Here is a 14,330-nt window from a genome sequence, read left to right as displayed (position 1 = left end):
CGGGCGTACGCCGCCCGTGATTGAAAAAGCCAGATAGCCCACTGCAAGGGGGGATATCTGGCTTTTTCGTTTGTCGCCTAGAGAAAGGCGTACGCCACCCCCTGCTTTGGCGAGCCGCCTCGTCGCCCCCACAATTCCACCCGTCCGTCGATGACCGCCATTGAGTGGCGATCGTAGGCCACCACCCCAAGCTTGCCGCTCGCAAGCTCACTACTTGAAGATTGCCGATAGAGGCCTTTGAGCCCCAGACGGTCCAATGCCTCATGAGGTATTTCGCCGTTGTTCAAGCTTTGCATCGCATGGGCAAAACTCTTTCTCGCCTCGAGGGGGTGATCATCCAAACCGTTGCCCTCCATCTGCGCACGCTTGGCACTCGCTGCGAACATGAAGTTGGCGTCGGTCATCATGGCGGGATTATCCCCTTTGAACTGCGCGTATCTCGCCGCCTGCTGCAATTCGCTCCTGGATAAATACAGTTCGAATCCATCGCGCATTTTCACCTTATAACCCTCTCCCGTTTCCGTGACCTCGCGGAAAACGTCGGTGGGCTTCTGCCCAAACTTCATCATCGCCCCCTTTATCGCTGAAACAGTGACGCAGTTGCCATCCGGCCCCTGGCTGAATCCACTCCAAATGTTCTCGGGTTTTTTCCCTGGATTACTCTGGTCAGGCGTGTAATTGAAGTGTCTGGCCCCCTCGGTAATCGGCAGATTACTCATGGGCTCGCGGGGACCGAAATGGTTTGGGTTGGGCCTAGCCCCGCCGCCGCCACCACCACCACCACCACCACCTGGCGATGGCTGCGGAGACGGTGAAGGCGAAGGTGTATCTGGAAACAAATCAGGAAACAGCTTCTTTAACAGCTCGATCCAGCTGCGCAGCCTTTCTTCTTTGAGTTGCTCAAGTATCTGCCTGAGCTTCTCGTCACCCAATTGCTCGCGAATATCCTTGAGCTTGTCGCGCAGGTCCCGAACCGTCTGGTCCTTGCCGGTCATCTGCGCATCTTCAAGTGCCTTGAGCAGTTTCACGACGGTGTCTTTATCGGCCGTCGGATCTTGTTTGGGAATGTCTGTCGGCGCTTTCCCCCTCAGGGAGTACCCCGCCCCTGCTGGATCGAAACGCACGCCCCCGACCTTATGGCCGCCGCCCACCGCCCTTACACCGTCCATACCTTCTTCCCCATCAACACAGGCTCAGCGGCCCCAGGCACGATGGGTGGCGAAACAGGTCGAAGGCGTTCCAACCGATCGTTGTCAGCTTGCGATTGGCCGGGCGGTGAGAATTGGCGCTTGAGTCGATTGAAAGGTAAAAAAAAACCCTCAAACGAGGGTTTTTTATCGGGCACCTAAGGCATCAGGTCATCTGAATGATGGTCTGCATGATGGTGCTCTGGGTGGAGATGGTCTTGGCGTTCGCCTGATAGTTGCTCTGGGCCTTGATCAGGTCCACCAGCTCGTTGGTCAGGTTGACGTTGGAGTTCTCCAGGGAGTTGGCCACGATCGACCCCAAGGTACCGGATTGCGGGGTGTCGTAACCCGGCTGGCCCGAGGCGAACGTCTCTCTCCAGGTGGTACTGCCGGCAGGCTGCAGGCCCTGTTCGTTGTTGAAGCTGGCCAGGGAGATCTGGCCGATGGCCTTGCTCTGCTGGTTGCTGAACGTGGCGAACATGACGCCGTTGCCGTCGATTTTCAGGCCGGTGATCTGACCGGTGGCATAGCCGTCGGTGATCGGTGGGTTACGGTAGGTGGCCGAGTTGTACTGGGTGATGTTCGCCATATTGATGGCGATACCCGTAGGGTTGGCATCCGCGCCGTTTGCCTTCCATACACCGTTGGTCACAGTACCGGGCACCCAACCGGTCAGGGTCAGGGTGGTGCTGGAGCTCCCCCCGGTGACAATGCTCGACAGCTTGCCAGCGCCGTCAAAGGTCAAGGTCGACGCTACAGGCGGCGTAGGCGGGGTACCGCCCGTTGGCGACGAACCGTTCGGGTTGCGACCGTCAATCAGTGTGTAGGCGTTCCACTTGTTGCCGTCGGTTTTCACCAGGTATTGCACCATGGGGTGCGCATTGCCCTGGGAGTCATACAAGGTGGTGCTGTACTGAGTGGTGAACGTGCTGGTATCGGAGGGATCGAACGGCTTGAGCGTCTGGTCGATCACCGGCTCCGAGGAGTTCAGGTTGCTGGTGGAGTCGACTTTGGTGGACGCCTTCGGCGGCAGGTTCGACAGGTTCAGTTGCAGGTCGGTCAGGCCGCCCTTGATGATTTTGCCGTCTTCATCCGCCGCGTAGCCTTGCAGGCGCGAGGTGCCGGTGTTGTTGGTGATGAAGCCGTCCTTGTCGGCACGGAAGGCACCACTGCGGGTGTACTCCAGCGAACCGTCGCTGCCCTTCTGCACGAAGAAGCCGCCGCCCTGGATCGCCATGTCCAGAATGCCGCCGCTGCCGTTGACGTCACCCTGAGTGAACTGCTGGGACACCGCCGCCAGGTTCACGCCATTGCCGATGCTGTTCTGGCCGGTGCCCAGCTTGGACGCCGCGTAGATGTCGGCGAATTCCGCACGGGACGACTTGAAGCCAGTGGTCGCGACGTTGGCAATGTTGTTACCGGTCACGTCCAGCTGTTTGTTGGCCGCATAGAGGCCGCTAAGGCCGATGTTAAAAGACATGTTTCTCTCCCTCTGCCGTATCTAGCCGGCTCTATGTACCAATAGTCTGAATTTGCGACAGCTTCACGCTGCCCATGCCACCTGCAAGGTTCAGCAGCATTTCGCCGCCGGTCTTGCTCAACGTCACGCTGGTCACCGTTGCCGGCAGCGAAGTCGCCAGGGCCACGGAGTCGCCCTTGTCATTCTTGGTCGTGGCCGCAAAGGTGTAGGTGCCGGCTGGCGCGACCTCGCCGTTGTCGTTCTTGCCATCCCAGATAAAGTCCGACGTACCAGCGTTCTGAGCACCCAGATCGAGAGTGCGCACCACGTTGCCGTCTTTGTCGGTGATCTTCACGGCGACGTTGCCGGTCGCCGCTGTCACCGCCACCGAACCGGTCATGCTCTTGCTGGTATCCACCAGTGCCTTGTCGGTCTGGGTGATGATCGAACGCCCCACCAGCGACGAAGCCTGCAGCGCCTGCGAGGAGCTGAAGTTGCTGGAGATGTTGTTCACCGAATCGTTCAGGGTATTGATGCCTTCCAGGCTGCTGAACTGCGCCAGCTGGGCCACGAAGGCACCGTTGTCCTGGGGCGACAGCGGGTTCTGGTTTTTCAGTTGGGTCACCAGCAGCTGCAGGAACGCGTCCTTGCCCAGCGACTGGTTGCCCGTCGCGGCCTTGGAAGCGTCACCCAGGCTGCTGTTGTCCGTTGCAGTCTTGACCTTGGAATTGAAAAGGTCCTGGACTGCCGTGTTGGTAGACGTATCAACGATGGCCATTATTGGCGCCCCTTATCACTGACCCAGGGTCAGGACCTTCTGCATCATGGTTTTGGCGGTGTTCATCATTTCCGCGTTGGTCTGGAACGAACGGCTGGCGGAAATCATGTCTGCCATTTCCTCGACCACGTTGACGTTCGGGTAGTACACGTAGCCTTTTTCGTTCGCCGCCGGGTGATTGGGCTCATAACGCGCTTCAAGGTTGCTCTGGTCTTCGACCACGCCGAGCACCTGCACGCCTTTGCCGGCGGCGTCCTGCTCCTGGAACAGCGAATCGCTGCCACCGTTCTGGCCGGCCTGGAACATGGTGGCGAACACCGGGTGACGGGCGCGGTAGGTCTGGTCAATGCTCGAAGACACGGTCTCGGCGTTGGCGATGTTACTGGCGACGGTGTTGAGGCGCGTGGTCTGGGCACTCATGCCACTACCGGCAATATTGAAAACACTGGACAGGGACATGGCTTACTCTCCACGCAGGGCTGACATCAGCCCTTTGAATTTGCTGTTGAGCAGGGTAAAGCTGGCCTGAAAGTTCACCGAGTTCTCGGCGTAGGCCGATTGCTCCAGCTGGGCGTCGACGGTGTTCTGGTCGATCGACGGCTGCATCGGCGTGCGATACAGCAACGACTCGTCACCACTGCTCAGGCCTTGCGCTTCGATATGACGGCTGTTGGTCATGTTCAGGGCGAAGGTGCCGTTCTTGGTCTTGTCCTGCTGTGCGGCGAGCACGGCGGAGAAGTCCAGGTCCCGAGCCTTGTAGTTCGGGGTGTCGGCGTTGGCAATGTTGTTGGCCAGGACTTCGGCACGCTGGGCGCGGAAGCCCAGGGCTTGTTCGTGGATACCGAGCGCTTTATCGAAGCTGATGCTCATGGCGGAAACCTTTAGGCTGACCTGCTGTTCGTTAACAGGGCTATAGCAAGGCGCATGCCAATTCTTCGAAGGCCCGTATACCAAGGGTTTGCGAGGTGCTTGCCGGCGGCAATGCCAGAAAAGCGGCAATCGGTTTCCGCGTGGTGCCAGTAAAGCGGCAATGGGGAGTTGCCGCTCGTTCGAAACTTGCCGCAAAAAAAATGTGGGAGGGGGTAAGCCCCCTCCCACATTTTGACTGGTACGACGGCTTATTTAGCCTGGTAGATGATGCCCGGGCTGCACTGCACCATCTGGAAATGATCCGGCAAGCCATTCAGCGCCTCGGACGCACCAAGGAACAGGTAGCCGCCGCGCTTGAGGGTGCCATGGATGCGCAACAGGATGTCTTTCTTCACCTCGGCGGAAAAGTAGATCAGCACATTGCGGCAAAACACCATGTCGAACTTGCCCAAACTGGCGTAGCTGTCGAGCAGGTTGAACGAACGAAACTCCACGCGGTTCTTGATCGGCGCCTTGATCGCCCAACGTCCGGCCCCTTTGGGCTCGAAGTAACGTTGCAGGCGCTCCTGGGACAACCCACGGCCCAGCGCCAGGCTGTCGTACTCACCGGTCTTGCAGTTGGTGAGCATGGTGCCGGACAGGTCGGTGGCGACAATTTGCGCGCCGGCCTTCAACTGGCCCATGTTGGTCCGTTCGAACTCATCGATGGACATCGAGATCGAATACGGTTCCTGCCCCGAAGAGCAGGCCGCCGACCAGATGCGCAAACGCTGGCCCGGACTGGCCTTGATGGCCTCGGGCAGCACTTTGCTCTTGAGCACCTCGAACGGATAGGTGTCGCGAAACCACAGGGTTTCATTGGTGGTCATGGCGTCGACCACCATCTCTTTCAGGCCGCCGCGAGGCTGGCCCTGGATCCGCTGGACCAACTCGCCCAGGGACTTGATACCCTGCTGTTCCATCAGCTTGTTGAGACGGCTGGACACCAGGTATTGCTTGTTTTCACCAAGCAATATGCCACAGGCCTTTTCCAGGAATACCCGGAACTGCTCAAAATCCAAATTACCTGTCGACACTGATACCGCCTCTAAAATCGTATGACCGCCAGGGAAAAAAGCCCTAGCCGTGATCTGCTGCCTTGATCCGGTCAACTACCCGGGATGCCAGGTCATCAGGCCGGAATTTGGCCAGGAAGTCATCGGCACCGACCTTCTTGACCATCGCCTGGTTGAATACACCTGACAATGAAGTATGCAGGACGATATGCAATTTCTGCATACGTGGATCGCTGCGTATCTCGGCCGTGAGAGTATAACCGTCCATTTCCGGCATCTCGATGTCGGAAATCATCATCAAGAATTCTTCTTCCGGTTTCTTGCCTTCCTCCACCAGCTTGCGCAGGTAATCCAACGCCTGGCGGCCATCGTTGAGCGCCACCACATCCACACCGACGGTCTGCAGGCAACGGGTCACCTGTTTGCGCGCCACCGAGGAGTCATCCACCGTGAGCACACGCAGTGACACCGCCTTGTGTGCCGTCTCGGCATCCACCACACCGACCGAAATGCTCTCGGAGGTCGGGGCCACTTCGGCGAGGATCTTCTCCACGTCGATGATTTCCACCAACTGATTATCCACCCGCGTCACCGCCGTCAGGTAGTGATCGCGGCCGGTGCCCTTGGGCGGCGGATGGATCTCTTCCCAGTTCATGTTGACGATGCGCTCCACCGAGCGCACCAGGAAGCCCTGGGTCTTGGTGTTGTATTCGGTAATGATCACGAACGGGTTTTCGCGGTCCTGCAAACCTGCCGACCCCGTCGCCAGCGCGAGGTCAAGAATCGGGATGGTCGCACCCCGAATGTTAGCCACCCCACACACCACCGGGCTGGATTTGGGCATGATCGTCAGCTTGGGGCATTGCAGCACTTCCCGCACCTTGAACACGTTGATGCCATACAGCTGCTTGCCGTCCAGACGAAACAGCAGCAACTCCAGGCGATTCTGCCCTACCAGCTGTGTGCGCTGGTTTACTGAATCCATTACACCTGCCATGCCCAGACTCCTACGCTAAAACCTTTGAGGTGCGACGCGCACCCGACACTAAACGGCACGAGCTTTGCTATTTACTGGCCATGGACATTAAAACGACAGTTTCCCGACGCCCCAGGTTCCCACGGTATCGCAGATGGCTCTGCGTCTCGGTGGCGCTGCTTGCTGTGTGCATGGGCGCCACGGCCCGCGCAGACAACGTCACCTTGCCTGATCTCCTTATCGGCGTCACTCAGGGCTTTCTTGAGTTCACTGTAGAAGATTATCTGGCAACCACACAGACACCGGGGCGTTATGAAATCCAGGTCAACCCGCTGGACCCGCGCCTGCGCATGCCCATGTGCGACAAGGAATTGACAGCAACCCTGGAAAGCCCCGCCCAACCCATCGGCCGCGTGACGGTGCGCGTACGCTGCGACGGCGCCTCGCCCTGGACAGTGTTCGTGCCGGCTCAGGTCAAGTTGTACCGCGATGTGGTGGTGGTTGCCCGGCCGCTGAAACGCACCAGCATCATCGGTTTCGAGGACGTCGTGCTGCGCGAACGCGATATCAGCCAGATCAACCAGGGCTACCTGACGTCGCTCGATCAGGCGCTCGGGCAAAAATTGACCCGACCAGTGGTCACCGACCAAGTCATTACCCTGGTACACCTGGAACAGGCCGAGGTGATTCGCAAGGGCGACCAGGTGGTGATTTCCGCCAGCAGCGGCACTCTGAACGTGAAAATGCCGGGTGAAGCCTTGTCCAACGGAGGCATGAGTGAACAGATTCGGGTAAAGAACCTCAATTCCAATCGTGTGATCAAGGCGCGGGTCACGGCGCCCGGCCAAGTCGAGGTGGCGCTATAGATTGCTGGTACAGGACGCCAGGTTTTCCTACACTGTGTGCGAAGTATTCTCTGCGCAGATTTATTGTCATTCGCGCCTAAAGTTCGTCCGGGTATTGCCGAAAACATGGCAAGCGTCCAAATACCCAGAGGTTTTTTTATCATGGTCATCGATTTCACACGTTTGAATAACACCCCGTCGACGTCAGGCTCTACGCGCACTACCGGTGCCAAAGAAAGCGTCGAAGCCAAGGCCCAGCCACTGCCCGCCAAGGCAGAACAGGCAAGTGCCAGCCAGAGCGGGGAATCCGTACACCTGAGCAATGAGGCTCAACAGTTGCAGAAGGTCACTGACTCGCTGCGCGATCAACCGGTGGTCAATAAAGCCCGTGTGGCCGAATTGAAACAGGCAATCGCCGATGGCAGCTATACAGTCGACAGCAACCGTGTAGCCAGCAAGCTGCTTAATTTCGAAGCCGAGCGCTAGGCAAATGCCTGCGCAGGGCTTTTGGACGCTTAAACCCCAAGGCCAGCCATGCATCACGACGAAAATTTGCTGCAACTGATCATTGATGATCTAGCGCCGACGCAACAATTGCTCGAGCTGCTCAAAGAAGAATCCCTGGCCCTCTATGGCCGGGACATGCCGCTGCTGGAAGAAATCCTGGCGCGCAAGCAGTCGTTGATTGTCCTGCTGGAACAGCACGGCAAGAAACGCAGCCAAATCCTCATCAGCCTTGGCCTGCCGGCAGACCACGACGGCCTGGCTCAACTGGCCAGCCACTCCTCGGTCGGCGACCAACTGCTCTCCCAGAGCAAAGAACTCACTCAATTGCTCGCCCAGTGCCAGGAAGCCAACCTGCATAACGGTCAGTCGATCCAGCTTCAGCAAGCTACGACGGCCAACCAGTTGCGTATACTGCACGGCGGGGAGCCTCCAGCCCTGTATAACGCACAAGGCTCCACCTCGCGTCTGGTCAAGCCAAGCACCCGCAGCCAAGCCTGACACCGGTTTACAGCGCGGCCTATCCAAGGCGTGCAAGATGCTGGCAAAATGCCGGTTCTGCGTGCAGTCGTACTTTGTCTGGAGATGGAAGAACCGTGTTCAACGCCCTTAATGCGGAAGATGCTCCGCAGCCACCCAAGGTGCTCACCACGCCTCTGGAAATCGCCGGCACCTTGCGGATGCTGCAAGACAGTCATGATCCGTTGATCATCACCTTCCATGAGCGCAGCCAACGCTTCCAGAGCTATCTGGTGGACGTCAACCGTGAACGCGGTACCCTGGCGCTGGATGAAATGATCCCGCGCGACGGCGAGCGCCACCTCGAAAACGGCGAGCCCTTTCGCATCGAAGGCTTCCACGATGGCGTACGCGTCGCCTGGGAAAGCAACGGCAGCCTGACCACCAGCGAAAAAGACGGCCACCGCATCTACACCGGCAGCCTGCCGAACGAAGTGGTCTACCACCAGCGTCGCAACGCCTTCCGGGCCGCGCTGAAACTGGCACAACTGGTCAATATCGAACTGGGTGGCGAAAAACTCAAGGCGCCGGTCAGCGGCAAATTGCTGGATATTTCCGCCACCGGCTGCAAGTTGCGCTTTGAAGGCGACATTTCCGAACGCCTGCAACTGGGCCAGGTCTACGACCGCTTCGTCGCCGCACTGCCCTTTGGCAGCATGACCACCGCCGTGGAACTGCGCTATCTGCACTTCGAAGATAAGATCAACACCACGTTCGCCGGTGTGCGCTTCCACAACATGAGCGGCCTGGTGCAGCGCCAGGTTGAGCGTTTTGTGTATCAGCTGCAGCGTGAAGCGCGGCGCTTCGACAAAGACGACGACTTTTAAAGCATAAACGGCGTAACAAAAAACGGGCAGATCCTTTGGGGATCTGCCCGTTTTTGCATTCAGGGGCGCGCCCTGCTCAAGTCGTGGGGGTGTTCGTCCGGGTCAAGGGGGTCGGGCGGCGCGTCGGCGGCGGGCTCCTCGGCCATCGGCTGCTCCGGCTCAGCCGCAGGCTCAGGTTCCACCGTCGTCTGCATCTGGTCCTGCACCACTTGCTCATCCACCCGCGGGTCAAGGGCCGCCACCAGGGGCGAGCTGGACATACTGTCAGGCATCGCCACGTGATGCAGCGGCGCATCCTCGACCTGATGCAGGTTGGTCACCGCCTTCGGCCGAATGCGCCACACCAGGATCAATGCGCACAAGCTGAAAAACGCATAGAGCATCTGGCTGCCGAACAGCTTCATGACCACACCCGCCAACAGCGGTCCGATGCTGGCGCCGACGCCGTAGGTCACCAGCAGCATGGCGGTCAGCGATACCCGGCGATCGCCTTCCACATGGTCATTGGAGAACGCCACCGCCAGTGGATACAGGCAGAACTGCACCAGCGAACACAGGAAACCCGCAACGAATAACATTTCCAGCGGCACCCGGGTCATGATCGCCAGCGGCAACGCCGCCACCGCCAGGCACAGGGCAAAACAGCGAATCAGCAGCGCTCGGTCATAACGGTCCGACAACCAGCCCAGCGGCCACTGCACGAGCAAGCCGGCAAAAATGCAGCTACCCATGAACAAGCCGACCTGCTCGGTGGTGAGCCCCTGCTGCGAGGCATACAGCGGCGCCAGGCCATAGAAAGAACCGACGATCAACCCCGCGCCCAGCACCGTGCTCAACGACTGCGGCACGCGCTTGATAAAGAAGCGCGGCTCCATCGGTGCTGGGTGCAGGGGCGCCGGGTGAATACGTCGCGTCATGGCCACCGGCACCAGGCACAGGGCAAAGCACAGCGCCACCAGCATCAGCAATTCGAGGCCGAGCTGGGGATGCATCACCAGGATCAGTTGGCCCAACACCAGGCCCAGGTAGGACGCGATCATATAGCCGCTGAACACCACGCCCCGCTGCTTGGCATCGGCCTGCTCATTGAGCCAGCTTTCGATGACCATGTACTGACACATCATCCCGAGGCCCACAATCACCCGCAGTACGATCCAGGCCGGCAGCCAGTCAACCAGCCCATGCCCCAGCACCGCCGCGCCGACAATGCCGGCACAGGTGGCATAGGCGCGAATATGCCCGACGCGGGCAATCAGGCGATGCCCGATCTTGCCGCCCAACACCAGGCCGAAGTAGTTGGCCGCCATCAGCGCACCCACCCACAGGCTGTCGACATGGTCGGCCGCCAGGCGCAAGGCCAGGTAGGTACTGAGCAGGCCGGAACCGATCAGCATCATCAAGGAGGCGAAATAAAGGGCTCGAAAAGATTTCCAGATCTGGCGCATCGGCGGTCCGAGCGGCTCCTTGCGGTGAGAGACAGGGCTATCGGCATGATAGTCCCGGGTGGCCGGTTCCGGACAGGCGGTAAAGTCTGATTCCGGGGATTATTTTGCTAGAACAGCTCAGACGCTGCCGAGTGGCATGCGAGGTACACCCTGTCGAGAAATACACGACGCACCTGCTGTGAACCTCGATCGGCGGCAAGGTTCGATCGGCTCTTGAAAAGACCTGACGCGCATAAAAAAGCCCCGCCGCAAATACTCGGCGAGGCTTCTAATCTGGTGTCCCAGGGCCGGTTCGAACGGCCAACCTTCCCCTTAGGAGGGGGATGCTCTATCCAATTGAGCTACTGGGACAAATGACAGCCGCACGACCAGGGGCGTTGCGACGGACGGCGTGCATGTTAACGGCCGAGGTGGGTTTTGTCATGTCGTCCGTGGGCTTTTTGAATGTAGGGCGATCCTTGGCCCGCTCACGCCGACTTCGCCCCGCAAACCCGGGCATCGATGGCAGGTCGTGCAAAACGCACTACCCCAAAATGCCATCATTGCAATTTGCAACGAAAGCCCTCTCCAGAACTCAACTAACTCATTGATTTTACTGAGTTAATGGATTGGCACGAGACCTGCTATATATCTTCCACACCACCTACCCAGCCACGGCGTCAAACGGAGAATGTGATCATGAACAGTGCCCTTCTGTTAGCCCTCAACGCCGTAGCCCTGGCCGCGCTGGTGATGTTCCATATCCAATCGAACAACAGCGACCCGGCGCAGATCAGCCAGGCCGTGCCCCACCACCTGCAACAACGCCCACTGCTGGCGGTGATGACGCCCAATGCTCAGTCGCCAGTACGCCTGGCCCAAGGCAACCAGGCTGCGCCCGCATCCGAACGCTGGGTTTTCTGAGGAAACCACTTCATGAGCAAATCTGCCTGGCTATTTCTGTGCCTCACCGCCGCCACCTGCGTACTGGCGTTGATCAGCGATTCGCCGGACGCCCAGACCAGCGCATTCGTCGCCAGCGGGGTTTGCGCCTGTGTGCTGCTGATGACGCTTGTCGTAGGGCGCCGTATCAAATTCGACCCGGTTCTGCGCTGAGTCCAGCCCCCCTCCCCGCCCTACCTTACGTCGCCTGCCCTAGTAAATCGGCAAATTGCCACTAGTCTTATAGTTAAGGGCAAAGGGCCACTTTGCTATACGATGTGCGGCCTCAACCCCTGTGCGGCCTGGGTCTGCGTACGAATTGAGCGCTCGCAGCCGCGGAGAAAAAGTTTTCCAACCAGTCCGCAAAAATGCAAATGAGTGCTGGCATAAAGCCTTTAGGCAGTTCAATATTTGTCACAGAATTGACGCCAAGGAACTGGCAAATCTGAGGCATGATGCGGCCTCTTTGCAATTCGGGTTGAACTTTGGTCGTGAGTCTTGTCTTAACACTCATCTTGCGGCCAATTCCAAAAACCGCTCCCCTGAACTAACCGGTTAAATATATGCGCCCATTGAAACAGGCAATTTATTCCAGCCGTACGGCTGACAAGTTCGTCGTACGTCTGCCAGACGGAATGCGGGAACGCATTGCCGAGGTGGCTCGCAATCATCACCGCAGCATGAACTCCGAAATCATCGCGCGCCTGGAACAGAGCCTTATTCAGGAAGGTGCGCTGGGTGACGAGCTGAGCATGCGCCTGGACAGCCCCGAGTTGTCGCTGCACGAACGCGAGCTGCTGCAGCGTTTTCGCCAACTCTCCCACCGCCAGCAAAATGCCCTCGTCTCGCTTATCGCGCACGACGTCGAGGCGGCCGCAGAAGCCAATTGATCTGCAACTGAAAGCCGAAGCCAGCCATGTGCTGGCTTTTTTTTTGCCTGGAGTTTGGATAGATTTTGTATCGCACGCAGCCGCTGTCGAGCCCAGCGAGACTGCGTCAGCGGTGTGTCTGATACACCGCTGACGCAGCCTCGCCGGGGCTCGACAGCGGCTATGTTAGAGAAAAGCTACCCGGGTCAGAGCAGGAAGATCGTCGCCAGGCCCAGGAAGATGAAGAACCCGCCGCTGTCGGTCATGGCAGTGATCATGACACTGGCGCCCATGGCCGGGTCTCGGCCCAGGCGTGCCAGCGTCATCGGGATTAGCACCCCCATAAACGCAGCCAGTAACAGGTTCAGCGTCATGGCGGCTGTCATTACCACACCCAGGGACCAACTGCCGTAGAGCAGGTAGGCGACCACGCCTATCACCCCACCCCACACCAGGCCGTTGACCAGACCCACTGCCAACTCCTTGCGCAGCAGCCGCGACGAGTTAGCCGTGCTCACCTGATCCAGCGCCATCGCCCGCACAATCATGGTGATGGTCTGGTTACCGGAGTTGCCACCGATACCCGCCACAATCGGCATCAACGCCGCCAGGGCCACGAGCTTCTCGATGGAGCCCTCGAACAGCCCGATCACACGGGAGGCGATAAACGCGGTAATCAGGTTGATGGCCAGCCAGGCCCAGCGGTTATGCAGCGAACGCCAGACCGAGGCAAAAATATCTTCCTCTTCACGCAGACCTGCCATGTTGAGGACTTCGGTTTCACTTTCTTCACGGATCAAGTCGACGATTTCATCGATGGTCAAACGACCAATGAGCTTGCCGTTCTTGTCGACCACCGGGGCCGAGATCAAGTCGTAACGCTCGAATGCCTGGGCGGCGTCGTAGGCATCCTCGTCAGGGTGAAAGCTCACCGTATCGCTGGCCATCAAATCCGCGACTTTCTTATCCGGATCGTTGACCAACAGCCGCTTGATCGGCAGTACGCCCTTGAGAATACCTTCGTAGTCGACCACAAACAGTTTGTCGGTATGACCCGGCAGCTCCTTGAGGCGACGCAAGTAACGCAATACCACTTCCAGGCTGACGTCTTCGCGGATGGTGACCATCTCGAAGTCCATCAGCGCGCCGACCTGATCCTCGTCGTAAGACAGCGCGGAGCGCACGCGCTCACGCTGCTGCGTGTCCAGCGCTTCCATCAGCTCATGGACGACATCACGGGGCAGTTCCGGCGCGAGATCCGCCAGTTCGTCAGCGTCCATTTCCTTGGCCGCAGCCAGCAGCTCGTGATCGTCCATGTCGGCGATCAGCGTTTCACGGACCGAATCGGATACTTCGAGCAGGATATCGCCGTCGCGGTCGGCCTTGACCAACTGCCAGAGGGTCAGTCGATCATCGAGCGGCAGCGCCTCGAGGATATAAGCAACGTCGGCGGAGTGCAGGTCATCAAGTTTGCGTTGCAACTCGACAAGATTTTGCCGGTGCACCAGGTTTTCGACGAGGTCGTTATTCGGACCTTCCTGGCGATGTGTAAGGTCTTCGACCACACGTTGACGCTGCAGCAGCTCGACGACTTGAGCCAGGCGATCCTGCAGGCTTTCTTGTGTTTTCTTTACTTCTACTTCGGTCATAGGCGAACTCCACTCCCAGCAGCGGGGCACGCCGGAAGGATCAATCAGTCAATTCATGATTGGTAAAACGGGGTACTGAGTCACTACTGGGTAAGTCCATGGAGGTATTCCATAAGCCCCGGCGGGGCTGACGGGCGCAATGATACACGTTGCGTGCGTCTTTAACGTTAAAAAACTGGAAAGAACAAGCGCTTGCGAGACAAAGTTGAGTATTGGCCGCATCTATGAACTGCGACGACGCAATGGCAAAAGAAAACACATGGAGACCGGAGAAAAACCAGAGGCCGGGATAAATCCTACCCAAATCCCAGACGGCAAAAAGCCCGCACTTGGCGGGCTTTTTGTTTGTATGGTGCACTCGACAGGATTCGAACCTGTGACCGCTCGGTTCGTAGCCGAGTACTCTATCCAGCTGAGCTACGAGTG

16 protein-coding genes and 1 tRNA gene are annotated in these 14,330 nt (G+C 58.6%); 7 read left to right on the top strand and 10 right to left on the bottom strand.

Features of this window, described 5'->3' with window-relative positions:
- Positions 1 to 77 precede the first annotated feature (77 nt).
- The 7 genes from V6M90_RS29140 to V6M90_RS29110 form a co-directional block, all read right to left on the bottom strand.
- The gene (locus V6M90_RS29140) at positions 78 to 1,169 is read right to left on the bottom strand and encodes a hypothetical protein (RefSeq protein ID WP_332847613.1); all 1,092 of its coding nucleotides are present in this window, start codon (positions 1,167 to 1,169) and stop codon (positions 78 to 80) included.
- Between the two features lie 184 nt (positions 1,170 to 1,353).
- Positions 1,354 to 2,667 carry a flagellar hook protein FlgE gene (flgE, locus tag V6M90_RS29135; protein ID WP_332847612.1) on the bottom strand — a complete coding sequence of 438 codons (1,314 nt, stop codon included), beginning with the start codon at positions 2,665 to 2,667 and terminating at the stop codon, positions 1,354 to 1,356.
- Positions 2,668 to 2,698: 31 nt separating this feature from the next.
- Positions 2,699 to 3,424 (bottom strand): flagellar hook assembly protein FlgD, encoded by a 726-nt coding sequence (gene flgD, locus V6M90_RS29130; RefSeq protein ID WP_141063284.1) that lies wholly within the window; start codon positions 3,422 to 3,424, stop codon positions 2,699 to 2,701.
- Positions 3,425 to 3,439: 15 nt separating this feature from the next.
- Positions 3,440 to 3,883 carry a flagellar basal body rod protein FlgC gene (gene flgC, locus V6M90_RS29125; protein WP_003175632.1) on the bottom strand — a complete coding sequence of 148 codons (444 nt, stop codon included), beginning with the start codon at positions 3,881 to 3,883 and terminating at the stop codon, positions 3,440 to 3,442.
- A gap of 3 nt (positions 3,884 to 3,886) precedes the next feature.
- Entirely contained in the window at positions 3,887 to 4,294 is a 408-nt protein-coding gene (flgB, locus tag V6M90_RS29120; protein ID WP_003175633.1) for a flagellar basal body rod protein FlgB, read from the bottom strand.
- 248 nt (positions 4,295 to 4,542) lie between these two features.
- A complete protein-coding gene (gene cheR / locus V6M90_RS29115) occupies positions 4,543 to 5,370 on the bottom strand; it encodes a protein-glutamate O-methyltransferase CheR (RefSeq protein ID WP_003175634.1) in 828 nt (275 codons plus the stop codon).
- A gap of 43 nt (positions 5,371 to 5,413) precedes the next feature.
- Positions 5,414 to 6,346, bottom strand: coding sequence for a chemotaxis protein CheV (locus V6M90_RS29110; RefSeq protein WP_003175635.1), 933 nt, complete (start codon positions 6,344 to 6,346; stop codon positions 5,414 to 5,416).
- 80 nt (positions 6,347 to 6,426) lie between these two features.
- Between V6M90_RS29110 and flgA the strand changes: the two genes are divergently transcribed.
- The 4 genes from flgA (at position 6,427) to V6M90_RS29090 (ending at position 9,020) form a co-directional block, all read left to right on the top strand.
- Entirely contained in the window at positions 6,427 to 7,191 is a 765-nt protein-coding gene (flgA, locus tag V6M90_RS29105; RefSeq protein WP_003175636.1) for a flagellar basal body P-ring formation chaperone FlgA, read from the top strand.
- Between the two features lie 141 nt (positions 7,192 to 7,332).
- Positions 7,333 to 7,656: a flagellar biosynthesis anti-sigma factor FlgM gene (gene flgM / locus V6M90_RS29100; RefSeq protein WP_003175637.1), complete on the top strand. Its 324-nt coding sequence runs from the start codon at positions 7,333 to 7,335 to the stop codon at positions 7,654 to 7,656.
- A gap of 48 nt (positions 7,657 to 7,704) precedes the next feature.
- A complete protein-coding gene (locus V6M90_RS29095) occupies positions 7,705 to 8,175 on the top strand; it encodes a flagella synthesis protein FlgN (RefSeq protein ID WP_003175638.1) in 471 nt (156 codons plus the stop codon).
- 95 nt (positions 8,176 to 8,270) lie between these two features.
- Positions 8,271 to 9,020, top strand: a complete 750-nt coding sequence (locus V6M90_RS29090; RefSeq protein ID WP_305427685.1) for a flagellar brake protein — start codon at positions 8,271 to 8,273, stop codon at positions 9,018 to 9,020.
- A 59-nt stretch (positions 9,021 to 9,079) separates the two neighbouring features.
- On the opposite strand, the gene V6M90_RS29085 is transcribed toward V6M90_RS29090, so the two are convergent.
- Complete coding sequence (locus V6M90_RS29085; protein WP_141063288.1) at positions 9,080 to 10,465, bottom strand: MFS transporter; 1,386 nt, start codon at positions 10,463 to 10,465, stop codon at positions 9,080 to 9,082.
- A 274-nt stretch (positions 10,466 to 10,739) separates the two neighbouring features.
- Positions 10,740 to 10,816: transfer RNA gene (locus V6M90_RS29080), tRNA-Arg, on the bottom strand.
- Between the two features lie 327 nt (positions 10,817 to 11,143).
- Here V6M90_RS29080 and V6M90_RS29075 point away from each other — a divergent pair.
- From V6M90_RS29075 to V6M90_RS29065, 3 genes are all read left to right on the top strand, one after another.
- Positions 11,144 to 11,368: a hypothetical protein gene (locus V6M90_RS29075; protein WP_003175641.1), complete on the top strand. Its 225-nt coding sequence runs from the start codon at positions 11,144 to 11,146 to the stop codon at positions 11,366 to 11,368.
- 12 nt (positions 11,369 to 11,380) lie between these two features.
- On the top strand, positions 11,381 to 11,560 hold the full coding sequence (locus V6M90_RS29070; RefSeq protein WP_003175642.1) for a PA3371 family protein: 180 nt from the start codon (positions 11,381 to 11,383) through the stop codon (positions 11,558 to 11,560).
- 389 nt (positions 11,561 to 11,949) lie between these two features.
- Positions 11,950 to 12,276 carry an Arc family DNA-binding protein gene (locus V6M90_RS29065; protein WP_003175643.1) on the top strand — a complete coding sequence of 109 codons (327 nt, stop codon included), beginning with the start codon at positions 11,950 to 11,952 and terminating at the stop codon, positions 12,274 to 12,276.
- A gap of 185 nt (positions 12,277 to 12,461) precedes the next feature.
- Here V6M90_RS29065 and mgtE read toward each other — a convergent pair whose 3' ends face one another.
- Positions 12,462 to 13,904, bottom strand: coding sequence for a magnesium transporter (gene mgtE / locus V6M90_RS29060; RefSeq protein WP_003175644.1), 1,443 nt, complete (start codon positions 13,902 to 13,904; stop codon positions 12,462 to 12,464).
- Positions 13,905 to 14,330 lie beyond the last annotated feature (426 nt).

This window comes from Pseudomonas lactucae (assembly GCF_036688725.1).
Lineage (GTDB): Bacteria > Pseudomonadota > Gammaproteobacteria > Pseudomonadales > Pseudomonadaceae > Aquipseudomonas > Aquipseudomonas lactucae.
Note: the sequence above shows the minus strand (reverse complement) of the source record. Positions and strands in the feature narration are given on the sequence as shown.

What these genes read in the sequence shown, in the direction of transcription:
- flgB (WP_003175633.1), bottom strand. Translation starts at nt 4,294, where the DNA reads ATGAGCATCAGCTTCGATAAAGCGCTCGGTATCCACGAACAAGCCCTG.
- flgE (WP_332847612.1), bottom strand. Translation starts at nt 2,667, where the DNA reads ATGTCTTTTAACATCGGCCTTAGCGGCCTCTATGCGGCCAACAAACAG.
- mgtE (WP_003175644.1), bottom strand. Translation starts at nt 13,904, where the DNA reads ATGACCGAAGTAGAAGTAAAGAAAACACAAGAAAGCCTGCAGGATCGC.
- V6M90_RS29065 (WP_003175643.1), top strand. Translation starts at nt 11,950, where the DNA reads ATGCGCCCATTGAAACAGGCAATTTATTCCAGCCGTACGGCTGACAAG.
- V6M90_RS29070 (WP_003175642.1), top strand. Translation starts at nt 11,381, where the DNA reads ATGAGCAAATCTGCCTGGCTATTTCTGTGCCTCACCGCCGCCACCTGC.
- flgC (WP_003175632.1), bottom strand. Translation starts at nt 3,883, where the DNA reads ATGTCCCTGTCCAGTGTTTTCAATATTGCCGGTAGTGGCATGAGTGCC.
- V6M90_RS29095 (WP_003175638.1), top strand. Translation starts at nt 7,705, where the DNA reads ATGCATCACGACGAAAATTTGCTGCAACTGATCATTGATGATCTAGCG.
- flgD (WP_141063284.1), bottom strand. Translation starts at nt 3,424, where the DNA reads ATGGCCATCGTTGATACGTCTACCAACACGGCAGTCCAGGACCTTTTC.
- V6M90_RS29085 (WP_141063288.1), bottom strand. Translation starts at nt 10,465, where the DNA reads ATGCGCCAGATCTGGAAATCTTTTCGAGCCCTTTATTTCGCCTCCTTG.
- flgM (WP_003175637.1), top strand. Translation starts at nt 7,333, where the DNA reads ATGGTCATCGATTTCACACGTTTGAATAACACCCCGTCGACGTCAGGC.
- flgA (WP_003175636.1), top strand. Translation starts at nt 6,427, where the DNA reads ATGGACATTAAAACGACAGTTTCCCGACGCCCCAGGTTCCCACGGTAT.
- V6M90_RS29140 (WP_332847613.1), bottom strand. Translation starts at nt 1,169, where the DNA reads ATGGACGGTGTAAGGGCGGTGGGCGGCGGCCATAAGGTCGGGGGCGTG.
- V6M90_RS29110 (WP_003175635.1), bottom strand. Translation starts at nt 6,346, where the DNA reads ATGGCAGGTGTAATGGATTCAGTAAACCAGCGCACACAGCTGGTAGGG.
- V6M90_RS29075 (WP_003175641.1), top strand. Translation starts at nt 11,144, where the DNA reads ATGAACAGTGCCCTTCTGTTAGCCCTCAACGCCGTAGCCCTGGCCGCG.